Below are 14,413 nucleotides of genomic sequence, written 5' to 3' on the forward strand. Positions count from 1 at the left end.
GCGTTAGTTTTTGTTGTTGTAATGATGTTGGCATTCTCGAAAACGTTGGATCGCATTGGTACTGTTCCAGATCGTTCCCAAAAGCGCGATGTCGTCAAAGCCATTTTCGAATGCTATTGTCATATTGCTAAGTGTAATTCCGCCCAAAGCAATTAGTTTGGTGTTGTGATTGGTTCTGTTTTTTACAGTTTCCAATAGGTTTTCGGACGATCGATAACCGGGTTTGGAAATACTTTCGAAAACCGGACTTAAAAAGGCGTATTGATATATATCTGGTAAGTTGTTGAAACTTTTGACGGAATGAATACCTGTGGAGTAACACCTGACAGGTTTCAAAAACCGGTCAGGTGTAGCTGGTGCGAATTGCATGCGATCCGATTCCCGGATATGAATCCGGTTTATTCCGAAAGCTTCCGCGAGCTTATGATGTTGATGTAGTACCAGTCTATCCCGAAACGCAACCGGAAGTTGATCAAGATAATGTTGCATCTCGATTAGCGAAAAATCTGGTTTTCGGATATGCAACACTGCTAATCCTTCCCGGAACATTTCGGAAATAATTTCGAATTCGTTGGTTACATTATCCGGACAGGTGATTACAATCATGACTATAGATAAATTTCTTTTCCACTTTCGATAAACTCTTCCGATTTTTCCTGCATGCCTTTTTCGGCTACTTCACGGATCTCTTGTGAAATCTTCATCGAACAAAATTTCGGTCCACACATCGAACAGAAATGCGCCACTTTGGCACCGTCGGCCGGTAGGGTTTCATCGTGGAATTCCCGAGCCGTATCCGGATCTAACGCCAGGTTAAACTGATCTTCCCAACGGAATTCAAATCGGGCTTTACTCAGTGCATTGTCGCGGTATTGTGCACCCGGATGTCCTTTGGCTAAATCGGCGGCATGCGCGGCAATTTTATAGGTGATCACACCATCTTTTACATCTTTTTTGTTCGGTAATCCGAGGTGTTCTTTTGGGGTCACATAACACAGCATGGCGGTTCCGTACCAACCAATCATCGCGGCACCAATCGCGGATGTAATATGATCATATCCCGGAGCAATATCGGTGGTTAATGGACCTAAGGTATAGAATGGCGCTTCGGCACAATGTTCCAGCTGCTTGTCCATATTTTCTTTGATCATGTGCATCGGCACGTGTCCGGGACCTTCTATAAAAACCTGAACGTCGTGTTTCCAGGCAATTTTGGTTAGTTCGCCCAGAGTTTCCAGTTCGGCAAATTGCGCGGCATCATTGGCATCGGCGATCGATCCGGGACGTAGTCCGTCGCCAAGGGAAAAAGCAACGTCGTAAGCTTTCATGATGTCGCAGATTTCCTCGAAATGGGTATAAAGGAAGTTTTCTTTATGATGAAACAAACACCATTTGGCCATGATGGAGCCACCTCGGGAGACAATTCCGGTTACGCGATTTGCGGTTAGGTGAATATAGCGTAGTAATACGCCGGCATGGATGGTGAAGTAGGAAACGCCTTGTTCGGCCTGTTCAATCAAGGTGTCTCGAAAGATTTCCCAGGTCAGGTCTTCGGCGATGCCTTTTACTTTTTCCAATGCCTGATATATCGGTACGGTGCCAATCGGAACCGGTGAATTCCGGATAATCCATTCGCGGGTTTCGTGGATGTTTTTTCCGGTGGATAAATCCATAATTGTATCGGCACCCCAACGACAGGCCCATACGGCTTTTTCGACTTCTTCTTCAATGCTCGAAGTCACAGCACTGTTCCCAATATTGGCGTTGATCTTAACCAAAAAGTTGCGGCCTACAATCATGGGTTCGCTTTCCGGATGGTTGATGTTGTTTGGTATAATCGCCCGACCTGCGGCAACTTCACTACGGACAAATTCCGGTGTGATGCTTTTTTTGGGTGTATTGGCTCCAAAACTCTCTCCGTTATGCTGCTGTTGCATCGCGGTGGTCTGGGTGTTGAGTTGTTCGATGCGCTGGTTTTCGCGGATCGCGATATATTCCATTTCCGGTGTGATGATGCCTTTTTTGGCGTAGTGCAGCTGGGTTACATTGTGTCCCGCTTTGGCGCGTTTGGGTTGATGCAGGTATTCGAAACGCAAATGATCCAGTTTCGGATTGTTCAAACGTTCTTTTCCATAGTCGGAACTTACGGAATCCAGAATTTCTACATCGTTACGATCGAGAATCCATTGTTCGCGCAGCCGTTCGAGTCCTTTGCGAACGTCGATTGTTACGTTGGGATCGGTATACGGACCGCTGGTATCGTAAATCGTTACCGGCGGATTGTGTTCGCTGCCACCATTACTCAGTTTGGTATCGTGTAAGGCAATTTCGCGCATGGCGACTTTAATCGGATGAATCTCACCCGGGATATAGACTTTCGTTGAATTCGGAAACGGTGTTCTTGAAATTTCGTGTTGGTTTTCGTTCATTTTATGTGGTGTTTAGCAAGTTATCATCCTCCCTGGGTTGCAGAAATGATCAAGATGTGATCGTTTTCGGTGATGTAATGGTTGGGCCATTCGGTTTTAGGAATAACCGTGTTGTTAATGGCAAGAGCAATACCGTTTTGCTTATCGGGAAGTTCGCGATATAGCAAGTCCTGGACGGTCAGGCCGTCGTCGGGTATTGTTACGGGTTGATTGTTGATTGTGATTTCCATTCCTTAAAGTTGTGATATAGGTATGCACTTTAGGAATGGCTACATAGAATGAAGTCATTGCACTTTTCCCTACGCCAGTATGAACTGGATCAGGTTCAAAGGGTAAAATCTCAGCCTATATGGTATATAGACACCCCTAAAGTGAAGCAAATGTACTGTTTAATTTGAAATGTAAATCCGAAAAGTACGGATTTAACATTCGGACGGGATATGGATCAGTTCCGTTTCCAGCAGCTTTCGATATGATCATCTACCATGCCGGTGGCTTGCATATGCGCATAAACAACCGTCGATCCGACAAACTTAAAACCTCGTTTTTTAAGGTCTTTACTGATCTGATCGGATAGGGGTGTAGTGGCCGGAATATCGCGCAAGGTTGTGCGGGTATTTACTATCGGACCATCGCCAGTAAATCCCCAGATATATTTGGAAAAACTGCCAAATTCCTGTTGTACCTGCATAAAAGCCTGAGCGTTGGAAACGGCCGCACGCACTTTAAGTTTGTTGCGGATGATACCGGGATTTTCCAATAACTCCTGTATTTTGTCTTCGGTATACTGTGCAACGATTGTATAATCGAATTGATCAAAAGCTTCGCGGAAGTTTTCCCGTTTTCGCAAAATGGTAATCCAGCTTAAACCGGCCTGAAAAGTTTCTAATATTAGAAATTCGAATAGTTTCTGGTCCTCATAAACGGGTACGCCCCATTCTTCGTCGTGATATTTTTCGTATAGTGCGTCGTTTTTGCACCATCCGCAGCGTTCTTTAGTCTCCATCGGATATTGGGTCTTCTGATAAATATTTTTCGATTATATAATGTCCTAAATAAATCATCGGCGTTAAGCAAATCGCAATGATCAATTTGAACGTATAGCCGGTTGTGGCCATGTTAATGTATTCGGCAGTGGTGATTTTACCGGTCATCCAAAAGGCGATACCGGAAACGATAAAGCTGTCGAACAACTGCGAAATTACGGTCGATCCGGTACTTCGGAGCCAGATCATCTTTTTACCGGTTTTGTTGCGTAAAAACCAGAATATAGATACGTCAATGAGCTGCGAAATAAGGAACGCAATGATACTGGCGATCATAATCCAGATGCCTTGTCCGAATACGGCTTTAAATTGTTCGTCGCTTACGGTACTGATGCCTTTGGCGGCCGGAATTTGTATGGCTATAAAGAGAATCAGTAGGCAATAGGCGATGAGTCCGGCAGTGATAAACGATAATTTTTTAACACCATCACGGCCGAAATGCTCGTTGATCAAGTCGGTAGTGATAAATACCACAGGCCACGGAATGATTCCGATACTCATAATAAAAGGGCCTATCTGGATCAGTTTTCCACCGGTCAATTCGGCTACAACGGCATTGGCTATAAAGATCCCGGCTAAGATGATATAGACGAGATCCCTTTTGGTTTTAAACATTTTAGGGTAGTGTTTTTTGTATTTCCAAAGTTAATGAATTTGTGAATTGCGAAAACATAAAAAAAGCAACCGGATCACGGTTGCTTTTTGTTTAGTATTCTTGGTAAAAGGAGGTGGTATTGTCTTCGACTTTCCGGAAACTAGCCCTGAAATGATTTTCGTTGAGCGATTGTTCAATAATGGTTTTATACTGTGAAGGTAATTTTTCGGTGTCGATGATCTCGGTCTTTTCAAAAATCCGGTAGGCTTGTACATTAATACGTTCCCCGTTATGGATAAACGCGATCGGAAGCAGCTGCCTGCTGGTGTTTTCATCGTCTTTTTTAGCCTTGATCAACTGATAAAAATAATAGCTTATTTTCTTACCGTTGTTTTCAATTACTCTTTTTTCAAGTAGTGAAAGGGAATCATTTTCGGTAAGGCTTTCAAGATTTAGCAGGGCCGATGTTGCAATTTCTTCATCGGTAAAGCGATCTGAAAAAGAGAAATCCTTTTTGTTGGCCAGCAATTGCAGGGTTACAAAGTTGGTTTTTGGGTTTTGCAATAAATCATCTGTTTGTTTGCTGTTCAGCCTATTGTTGATGGCATCCAGACGAGCCAGTTCAATATCCACTTCGGTCAGGTTTAATGCCTTGATTTTTTGTAATAACTGCAACGTGTTTTTGTTGTTTTGCGAATGATACATACTGTTGATATGTAAAATCAGGTTTTCGGACGGTGCTTCTGTTTCGTAATCGGCTTCGTCTTCCACTTCCTCGTTTTTTTCGATCCAGCTTAGCAGTCGTTTGTATTCCAGTTTGGCATTGGCTGCAATGTTATTGTGGTAATTTTTCATTTTACCCGGTTGTATAAGACCTTCGTCGAGCATATTGTTATACAGTGACAGGACCGGAGTGCTGTATTCTTTTATAGTGTAATAACGGAATAGTTCCGGAAACAGGATTTTGCTACCGTTCAGGTCCAGGTTAAAATAGTAAAACAAGGTGCTGATGTCATCCTCGTTATCCGAAAGCGGAAGGTCGTAATCCAGTAATTCCAGTATTTTTTTATAACCCGCTTTTGATTTTCGCTGTGCCAATATGTTAAGTATGGCTAGTTGTACTGTTGTTTTGGCATCGGGTTTTTTATAAAAGGTTTCCAAAAGGTTTATACTGCTGTTGTTTTCCAGCGCACCGATTTTGTTTAGGAGTTCGATTAGTGCTGAAGTTTCGCTGTCACGGAATTCAAAATGGTTTAAAAAGTCTTTTAGAGTTTGAAAATCCCTATCGGTAATTTTTAACTGGTCAACCGAATTTAAAGCCGAATAACGGATGGTATCGTTTGTGCTTAGCGCATCGGTACTAAAACGCTCGAGTTTGTTGTCGAATATGGAGCTTTCCGCTTTGTATGGCAACGGATTGAACGACTGGAATGTCTTTTCGATAAATGAATCATCATTGTGATAGTCCTTTTGCACCAATGCACGTAACAGGTAATAACCATGTTCCATAAAGACTGCTTTATATTTAATGGCCTGTGTAGAATTGTCTTTTGATGATAAGGCTTCAAATACGCGGATGTTCTTTTCTTTGTCGTATTGCTCGGTTTCTTTTAGCAGCGTATAAGTGTCGCCTTTGTCTTTCATAATCTCGTTCCACAGTGATGGTTGTAGCCCTTTTCTGCTATAAAGCAGTGGGTTGAGCAGGGAATTTTTGGAGTGGATGTGCAAGTCAAAATCATAATCAACATTTAGTGCATCGTCGGTATTATAACGGTTTAAAAAGAAATCCCGGAATCTGGTTCGGATACTATCCATGCCTATTTCACTTTCGTATTTGTGAAACTGGTAGTATAACAGGTCGACAATTTTACCGGAATCCGATTTTAAACTGTAATTCTGTGATTTTGAAAGGAAGGTGTTTTTTTCGTTGCTTTTTTCGGTATCGGGTTTGTAGAATAAGGTTCCGTTGTGCTTTTTGGGTATGGTCACCTGAAATGAATAAAGACTGTCGGTATAGACCTTGTTGGTTGTATTATAGCGGAAAGGTTCCTTTTGAAACGAATCGAAGAAACGGCGGTTGTCCTTTTCGGTTGCGTTTACGCTGCCTAACAGGTAGTATTTCTGTCCGGATATATAGGTCTTAAGCCGGATGTCGCGATCGCCTATTTTTGACCGGGATTCAAAGCTTTGTCTGGGCTGGTCGTAATGCGTCGACAGCGAATCGATATGCTGCTGTAAATAGAATTCGTAATGGATTTGTTTTTGTTCGTATTCCGAATTTTCAAGGCGATAATCGTGCAACGTTTTTTCGGTTACAAAATAGTAGGCTTTTGTGGCGGGATCGTATGCCTGGATTTGAATATCGTTTATCTTTTCGGGTGAATTGCCATAAATGCTGTTAAAAACGGGAAGCATTACCGAAAAACCACCTTTAGCGGGGCTGCTTTTTTCCCAGTTTTGATGTACGGTTTTTATTTTGATGTTTGGAAATACTTCGTTTTCGTATTGACGTACATATTTACCCGGGCCTGTCATTGAAACAGTGATTATTTCCAGTGGGGTAATATAGAAACGGTGGCGTTGGTTTTGACCGGTTTTGGTGATGTTCTTAATGTCGTAGCCACTGATGCTGTCTTTTTGAAAATATTTCTTCTCGAGTATTTTTCCAGGTATGTTTTCAAAAAAGAGACTGTCGATAGTTTTTGGGTTAAAAACAGCCGGGTCTTTTTTCAGGAAAAGGTTCAGGGCTTGCCGTTTAATGCTAATCACGCCACCATTGGTGAAATCGGGAGCGCCCAGGTTGTTGTCATTTTCCAGTATATTGGGTGTTAACGGCAATTGTACCATACTGTCGCTGGTTCCGGACATTTTGTATTTCGGAGCCATAAAGAAATTTTCTATCGCTTCTTTTTTGTTTTTACCCACATCGGTAAAGGAGCCGAAAACAGGGGTTACCTGATAGCCTTTTTCGCGCAACATACTGATGATTCCTTTTTTGCCGCCCAAATGTGCCGCTCCTACGGCCGAAAAAAGACTTCCTTTGTGAGCCAAAGAGTCGATACTTTTGGTCATAATCGTATTCCGATTAGAGATCAGTGCTTCATAGGCTTTTTGTGGGAAGATCATCCGGTAAAGAGAGTCCAGCATTTCGACGTCTTTTTCGCGGTAGTATTCGGATATGGCGTCGGCTAAACTGCGGTTTTTTAGTAGTTTGTATAAGGCCAGACGGTGTTCTTCCTTCGGGACAAAATTGTCGGTTTTAATCTGTGACAATGAAAGAAATGAGGTTTTGGTATCTTCCAGTCCTACCACTTTTTTCTTGTGTTTCCGTCCCGTCTGATAGATAAACATATCCAGATAGGTGTTTTCCTGATAATCAGCTTTTTTATTGTCGGTACGGGATAACAGACTGTTGAAATAATTGTGAGAGGTAAATATGTTTTGAAGGTCCTGTTTTTTTACCGGGAACATATAGAAGCCGGAATAAAAGCGGTCCTGAATACTGATTGTAGTATTGGTGAGCAGTTCGTAAGCGTCATTCCAGGTTTCCGGGTCGCTTTCGTTACCAACCATATCAGCGGCCAGTAAGTGTGTGAAAAAATTATCCGACAGGTGATAGGAGATTTTATCGCTGAGGTGCATTGTCCCGTAGAGATAGGAATTTTTAGAGAGGCCGTTTCCGGAAATTTCCCATAACAGGCTTTTATTATTCTGAGCCGACAGGATTCCGGAAAAGAAAATTGCGAATAGGAGGAAAATGATTTTTCTCAATTTTGTATTGTTTTAAGAAGTAAAATAAACAAAATAAAACCCCAATCACAGATTGGGGTTCGTTTTACCATTGCTGGCAAAATTGTTTTCCGGTAAAACCGGAATAGTGTTATTATGCTAAAGCAGCTCTTTTGAAACCTGTAACAGTTAAAGCTCCGTCTACTGATTTTACATATTCTGTAACGCTCATTTTTGGTTCTTTAATATAATCCTGGTTTACTAAAGTGTTGTCTTTGAAGAAACGTGCTAATTTACCTTTAGCGATGTTGTCTAACATAGCTTCTGGTTTTCCTTCCTGACGTAGTAAATCTTTAGCGATTTCAATTTCTTTTTCGATGATAGCAGCATCAACACCTTCTTCGTTTAATGCGATTGGCGCCATAGCAGCCGCTTGCATTGCTACGTTTCTTGAAGCTTCTTCAGCACCGTCAACGTTAGCTGATAACGCTACTAATGTAGCGATTTTGTTTCCAGCGTGTATATAAGATCCTACGAATGCTCCTTCTAAACGCTCGAAAGAACCGATTTCGATTTTCTCTCCGATAACTCCTGTTTGCTCGATCAATTTGTCAGCAACAGTGATTCCATTGAAATCAGATGCTAAAAATTCTTCTTTAGTAGCGAAGTTGATTGCTTGATTCGCTAAATCTGTAGCTAATTTTACGAAACCTTCGTTTTTACCTACGAAGTCCGTCTCACAGTTAAGTGAAATCACAACACCAGCAGTTTTGTCAGCGTTTACAACAGCGATAACAGCTCCTTCAGTTGACTCTCTGTCAGAACGGTTAGCAGCAACTTTCTGACCTTTTTTACGTAGGTTTTCGATTGCTAAATCAAAATCTCCATCAGCTTCAACTAAAGCTTTTTTACAATCCATCATACCGGCACCGGTAATTTGTCTTAATTTATTTACGTCTGCAGCAGTAATATTTGCCATTTTGAAAGTGTTTTATTTTTAGGTTAAAAAAATGAAGTCGTTATGTTGATAGTCGCCCCAAAAGTAAGCATCCACCAGCATAACGACTTTATCATAATGTTATTTTTATTCTTCAGTTGAAGTCGTTGTAGCTTCTGTTTGAGCAGCTGCTACTTCTCCAGCTGGTTGCTCTTCTTTGTCAGATTTTCTGTCAGAAAGTCCTTCAATGATAGCACCACTTACTAAAGATAAAACTTTGTCGATTGATTTTGAAGCATCATCGTTAGCCGGGATAACATAATCAACCTGACGTGGGTCAGAGTTGGTATCTACCATAGCAAAAACTGGAATGTTTAATTTTTGTGCTTCTTTTACAGCGATGTGTTCCGCTTTGATATCCACTACAAACAACGCAGCTGGTAATCGGGTCATATCGGCAATAGAACCTAAGTTTTTCTCAAGTTTTGCACGAAGACGATCTACCTGTAAACGTTCTTTTTTAGATAATGTCATAAAAGTACCGTCTTTCTTCATTTTATCGATAGAAGCCATTTTCTTAACAGCTTTACGGATCGTTACGAAGTTAGTCAACATACCACCTGGCCATCTTTCAGTGATGTACGGCATGTTTGCTGCTGCAGCTTTTTCTGCAACGATATCTTTTGCTTGTTTTTTGGTAGCTACGAAAAGTACTTTTCTACCAGATGCAGCGATTTTTTTCAAAGCCTCATTAGCCTCTTCGATTTTAGCTGCCGTTTTATATAGGTTGATAATGTGAATACCATTACGCTCCATATAGATGTAAGGAGCCATGTTTGGATCCCATTTTCTAGTCATGTGTCCGAAGTGAACACCTGCTTCTAGTAATTCTTTAACTTCTACTTTGTTTGCCATTTTGTAATAGTTTACGTTCTGTTGTATTAGCAATGGTGAAGTAGCGGTACATCAGTGAACTGATAGTCTGGTCTTCGCCATTTAGATGCTAAACTAATTCCTGCCTCAGCAGGAGAGCAACAAAAACTTAGTTTTTTTAATAATAAATAAATATTAACGTTTCGAGAATTGGAATCTCTTACGAGCTTTCTTCTGACCGAATTTCTTACGCTCAACCATACGAGGATCTCTTGTTAGTAATCCTTCTGGTTTTAAGATTGCTCTGTTCTCAGCTTCTACTTCACACATAGCTCTTGCGATTGCCATACGTACAGCTTCTGCCTGACCAGTTGTTCCTCCTCCGTATACATTTACTTTGATGTCAAAATTAGCAGCGTTTTCAGTCATTGCTAATGGTTGCATCACTTTGTACTGTAATGTAGCCGTTGGGAAGTAAGTTGTAAATTCTCTCTTGTTTACCGTGATGTTTCCAGTTCCTTCTGTAACATATACACGAGCAACAGCGGTTTTTCTTCTACCGATTTTGTGAATAACTCCCATTACTTTAGATCGTTTAAGTTAACGGTTTTAGGTTGTTGTGCATCATGTTTGTGCTCAGTACCTACATATACATTTAAATTGCGGAATAATTGTGCTCCTAATTTGTTTTTAGGCAACATTCCTTTTACAGCTTTCTCTACTAATAATGCAGGGTTTTTTTGTTGCATTACTTTAGCAGATAAACTTCTTTGACCACCTGGGTAACCTGTGTGACGGATATACGTTTTATCCTCAAGTTTGTTACCTGTTAGGTTGATTTTTTCTGCGTTGATAACAATCACGTTATCTCCACAGTCCACGTGCGGTGTATAACTTGGCTTGTATTTACCTCTTAATAGCATGGCTACTTTTGAAGCAAAACGACCTAAGTTATGACCTTCAGCATCTACAACGATCCACTCTTTTTGAGCAGTTGCCTTGTTAGCTGATACTGTCTTGTAGCTTAAATTGTTCACAATAATTTATTTTAATTAAACATTCCATCCCCAATAAAGGGGTTGCAAAAGTACAAATATTTATTTTAAATACAAATGTCTGTCGAATAATATTTTATCGATTGATAATCAGTTGGGTTATCTGTCATTTTATAACGATTTAAGAGTGTCGTTGTCGATTCAGACGCTTTTTTTGACCGGATCCGGAAATAGTTATCCTGTTAAATACCGGTTTTGATGCTATTCTTTGGTGAAAGTCAGTTTGCTATCGCCCTGTTTTAAAAGTAATCCCTTGTCTTTAAAGGTGATTTCAATTCCGGCCGGATCAAAAATGAATTCCGTCGGACTTAACGCATTTAGCGGAAACGGGCTTTGTCCGGTCGCCTGACCTTGTAGTTTTCCGTTTTCTACGCGGATCGTTAGTTGTAATGGAATCTGTTTGGAACTGTACACACCTTCATAGCTTTTTAAAAGCTTCGGATCGACCGCTATGGATTTTAAGTTCGGAAAGCGATACGGGATTTTATAATAAATACTTAGGACGCCCAGTAACAGGTCGTTTTCGTTATAGTTGTTTCCGTTTACGATAAGGGAAACCGCCGTTTTATCCGTTGAATGATACGCTACAACCGAACGGAAATCTTCAATAATTCCGTTATGACCTAAAAAGCGTTTGTCGCTAAATGGAAATTGTAACAATCCTTTGCCGTATCCGTTTTCCATAGCGGTCATTTGTGCCAGTGAAGTGGGTTTGACAATTTTTCCGGTAAAAAGGGCGTTGATAAAATCGGTCAGATCGGATGGTGTCGATACTAAGGCACCGGCGGCATTGGCCACGCTTAAATCCCAGGATGGCGTTTTTTTCCATTTGTTACCGGCGAAAGAATAGGAAAAGGCCTCGTCTTTACCCGGTACGCTCTTTTTAGGGTAATAGGTGTTTTTTAAACCAATTTTGCCAGCAATTCGGGTGGCAACATTATCGCCATAGTTTTTTCCGGTGATCGATTCGATGATATAACCCAATAAAAGATAATTCGAATTGCTGTATTCGGCTTTAGTGTCGGGTTCGAAAACCGGTTGCGCTGCCGCGATGCGTTTTAACATGTCGCGTTTGGTTTGCGGCTTGGTTTTATAGGAATCAAAGCTGTTGTCGGTATAGTTGGCGATGCCGCTTTTATGGTTGAGCAGCATTCCGATGGTAATTGTGTTGGAATTCGGAATTTCAGAATAAAACTTGGATAGTTTGGTGTCTAAGGTCAGTTTTTTTTCTTCAATCAATTGAAAAATGATAGCCGCAGTAAAGATTTTGGTAACGGAACCGATTCGGTATTTGGTATTGCTATCGGCTGAGATGTTGTTTTCCACGTCTGCAAAGCCATAATTCTTTTCAAAAACCACATTTCCGTTTTCCCGCAGACTTATGGCGCCCATAAATTTGTTGTTTTCATGTAAATAGGTTAGCAAACTGTCTATTTTGTTGAAACGCGTTTTTTCCTGAGCAACGATGGAAAAGGACAGAAGTAGTAGTGAAACGACAATTATTTTTTTCATAGAAAACGGACTTTTAGTTATCATAAATAACGTCCGAAAGTTACCAAAAATTATTGGCTTCCGATTTCAAAAATATAATTCTGTTCCCGAAACACTTTTGCAGTGCGAACAACTTGCATCCGAAGCGCATTCCGGGTGGCGATGGATTGGATGGTATCACAATCGCAATCTTCCGAAAGGATCATATAGATTTTGTTGGTTTCGGTACAATATTTCGGGAGTTCTGCGAATAGTTTTTCAAAGTAATCAAAGTTTTCACCACAAAACCAGGCCCTTTCAGCGGTGTTTTGAGGCGTTTTTGGATAATAAGGAGGATTGATCACGATATAATCGAATTGCCGATCCGATAATTCCTGAAACAAATCGGAATAAATGACAGATAAAGTTACCTGATTGGTGATCGCATTTTTTTGGAGTGCTTCAAGTGCCGTTTCGTTAATGTCGGAAGCGGTCACCTGTGCGCCTTTTTGGGCGGCCAGTATGGAAATGATACCACAGCCGCAACCCAGTTCGAGGAAGGTTTTGTTTTGCAACGGAAGCGGCTCGATAAATTCTAACAGCAGTTTGGTGCTGATCGTAATAAAAGGCGGAAACACACCCGGTTCTACACGAACACGAATGTTTTTATAGCGATAGTTCCGCGGTTTCGACAAATAGATCGCACTGGCTTTTTGCAAAAACGGACTGACGATGTGTTGGATCAGTTTTCTCATTATTCCGAATAAAAACCTTCGATTTCGGGTTGACGGTAGCGCCAGATTTTATGCAAAGCTTTGATCTCATATGGATACTGATAAATTCCGGTTTTATAACGTAATCCCGACAGGGTTTGTAATAGTGTTTTTTTAAATCCTCTGATCCGGAAATCGGATACCGTAGGATAATAGCCGTTTAAAACCGTTTCGAAGTTTTTGATCGTATCGATCATATAGGGTTTTAACCACGGCGTAATCGGGTTTTTTCGAAGGTCGAAGTTTTCCCAGCTGGGCGAAATCCAGTCTTCCAATTGCGTAGGAAATGAAAATCCGGCATCCAGAATTTGCTGGTACAGTTCCGATCCTTCGGTTGGAACCGGACTATATAAATAAATGATAATTTCGGATTTCGGGTTGATCGTTTTGATTTCGCGGATAAAGTTAATATCCCATAAAATCTGATCGTATACTTCTTTTTCGGTCGCAGCCGGCATACCCAGTACAAAGGATAACTCCGGAACAATGTCGACGTTTTTCATCCGTAACACAAAATCTTTGATCATTTGTCCGGATTGCGTACCGCCTTTGTTCATTTGTTTTAAAATGGCATCGTTTCCGGTTTCGGCACCTAAAAAGATCATTTTGCAACCGGCTTTGCGCATCAGTCGGAGTTCGTCGTCCGAATACATATTGATCGTGTCAATACGACCTTCACCCCAATAACTGATGTTGTCGTTTAGGATTAGTTCTGAAAATTCCAACACTCTTTTTTTCGACGTAAAAAAATTATTGTCGTGAAATTCGATCGCGTCAATGTTATAGGTGTCTTTAAAATAGCGTACATCTTCGTAAATCCGTGCAGCCGACATGCCTTTCCAACGGGCATTGTAAATCGGAACAACCGCACAAAACGAACAGCTAAACGGACAACCCATGCTGGAATGATAGGAAAGCGTTTTCGATCCCATAAAAGTTTTGGCCAGGTAGTTGCGTACCGGGTAAAACTGGTTTAGGTATTCGTAGGGGAACTTTGGTAGCGTATCCTGATCCAATAAGGCTTCGGTTGCGGTTTTGGTTATCGTACCGTCCGCTTTTTTATAAATCAGGTTTTTGATTAAAACGATGCTTTCGGGTTCGTTGTTTTCCAAGGCAGCTAAAAGCGATGGAAAGGTTTTGTCGCCGGGACCATTGATAATATAATCCACATAACCGGAATCCAAAGCGACTTTATATTGATTGGACGCAAAATAACCACCCCATATGGTTGTGATTTGCGGAAACTGTTGTTTTATTTTTTTGGTAAATGGAATGGCTTGTTTCAATTGCGGACCGGGCATAACCGTAGAACCAAAGTATTTGAATTCGCCTGTCGAAAGATAACGTTCGATGGTTTGCCACGGATCGGTTTCCAGATTGCCATCTACAAAAACATAGTCGTAATGCCCATGAATAGAGGCGCCTACCTGTAAAATGGAATTCGGTATCCGGTGCTTACTATTGGCACTTCGGGGATTGAATAATATAACCTTGTTCGTATTCATG

General features: G+C 41.1%; 13 protein-coding genes and 1 riboswitch. All 13 genes read right to left on the reverse strand.

All coding sequences use genetic code 11. The features are described 5' to 3' along the window. Positions 1–3: 3 nt before the first annotated feature. The 13 genes from ABFU83_RS16765 to ABFU83_RS16825 all read right to left on the reverse strand — a co-directional run bounded on the left by ABFU83_RS16765 (position 4) and on the right by ABFU83_RS16825 (position 14,412). Positions 4–606: a thiamine phosphate synthase gene (locus ABFU83_RS16765; protein WP_347067603.1), complete on the reverse strand. Its 603-nt coding sequence runs from the start codon at positions 604–606 to the stop codon at positions 4–6. A gap of 2 nt (positions 607–608) precedes the next feature. Then, complete coding sequence (thiC, locus tag ABFU83_RS16770) at positions 609–2,429, reverse strand: phosphomethylpyrimidine synthase ThiC (protein WP_347067604.1); 1,821 nt, start codon at positions 2,427–2,429, stop codon at positions 609–611. A gap of 23 nt (positions 2,430–2,452) precedes the next feature. Then, positions 2,453–2,659 carry a sulfur carrier protein ThiS gene (gene thiS / locus ABFU83_RS16775; RefSeq protein WP_347067606.1) on the reverse strand — a complete coding sequence of 69 codons (207 nt, stop codon included), beginning with the start codon at positions 2,657–2,659 and terminating at the stop codon, positions 2,453–2,455. Positions 2,660–2,708: 49 nt separating this feature from the next. Then, positions 2,709–2,807, reverse strand: a riboswitch (TPP riboswitch). Between the two features lie 67 nt (positions 2,808–2,874). Continuing rightward, the gene (locus tag ABFU83_RS16780; protein ID WP_347067608.1) at positions 2,875–3,435 is read right to left on the reverse strand and encodes a DNA-3-methyladenine glycosylase I; all 561 of its coding nucleotides are present in this window, start codon (positions 3,433–3,435) and stop codon (positions 2,875–2,877) included. Beyond that, positions 3,425–4,090 carry a queuosine precursor transporter gene (locus tag ABFU83_RS16785; RefSeq protein WP_347067610.1) on the reverse strand — a complete coding sequence of 222 codons (666 nt, stop codon included), beginning with the start codon at positions 4,088–4,090 and terminating at the stop codon, positions 3,425–3,427. Before ABFU83_RS16785 ends, ABFU83_RS16780 begins: the two co-directional genes overlap by 11 nt. A 91-nt stretch (positions 4,091–4,181) precedes the next feature. Further along, positions 4,182–7,841: a TraB/GumN family protein gene (locus ABFU83_RS16790; RefSeq protein ID WP_347067612.1), complete on the reverse strand. Its 3,660-nt coding sequence runs from the start codon at positions 7,839–7,841 to the stop codon at positions 4,182–4,184. Between the two features lie 112 nt (positions 7,842–7,953). After that, positions 7,954–8,778: a translation elongation factor Ts gene (gene tsf, locus ABFU83_RS16795; protein ID WP_347067614.1), complete on the reverse strand. Its 825-nt coding sequence runs from the start codon at positions 8,776–8,778 to the stop codon at positions 7,954–7,956. Between the two features lie 105 nt (positions 8,779–8,883). Beyond that, the gene (rpsB, locus tag ABFU83_RS16800; RefSeq protein ID WP_136403804.1) at positions 8,884–9,651 is read right to left on the reverse strand and encodes a 30S ribosomal protein S2; all 768 of its coding nucleotides are present in this window, start codon (positions 9,649–9,651) and stop codon (positions 8,884–8,886) included. Between the two features lie 153 nt (positions 9,652–9,804). Further along, on the reverse strand, positions 9,805–10,191 hold the full coding sequence (gene rpsI, locus ABFU83_RS16805) for a 30S ribosomal protein S9 (protein WP_136403805.1): 387 nt from the start codon (positions 10,189–10,191) through the stop codon (positions 9,805–9,807). Next, positions 10,191–10,646: a 50S ribosomal protein L13 gene (gene rplM, locus ABFU83_RS16810; protein ID WP_136403806.1), complete on the reverse strand. Its 456-nt coding sequence runs from the start codon at positions 10,644–10,646 to the stop codon at positions 10,191–10,193. The genes rpsI and rplM overlap by 1 nt, the downstream gene beginning before the upstream one ends. A gap of 219 nt (positions 10,647–10,865) precedes the next feature. Then, positions 10,866–12,176: a serine hydrolase domain-containing protein gene (locus ABFU83_RS16815; protein ID WP_347067617.1), complete on the reverse strand. Its 1,311-nt coding sequence runs from the start codon at positions 12,174–12,176 to the stop codon at positions 10,866–10,868. Positions 12,177–12,226: 50 nt separating this feature from the next. Further along, positions 12,227–12,889 (reverse strand): methyltransferase, encoded by a 663-nt coding sequence (locus tag ABFU83_RS16820; RefSeq protein ID WP_347067619.1) that lies wholly within the window; start codon positions 12,887–12,889, stop codon positions 12,227–12,229. Beyond that, on the reverse strand, positions 12,889–14,412 hold the full coding sequence (locus tag ABFU83_RS16825) for a radical SAM protein (protein WP_347067621.1): 1,524 nt from the start codon (positions 14,410–14,412) through the stop codon (positions 12,889–12,891). Before ABFU83_RS16825 ends, ABFU83_RS16820 begins: the two co-directional genes overlap by 1 nt. Position 14,413 lies beyond the last annotated feature (1 nt).

The organism is Flavobacterium sp. WV_118_3 (assembly GCF_039778605.1).
In the GTDB taxonomy this organism is placed as follows: Bacteria; Bacteroidota; Bacteroidia; order Flavobacteriales; family Flavobacteriaceae; genus Flavobacterium.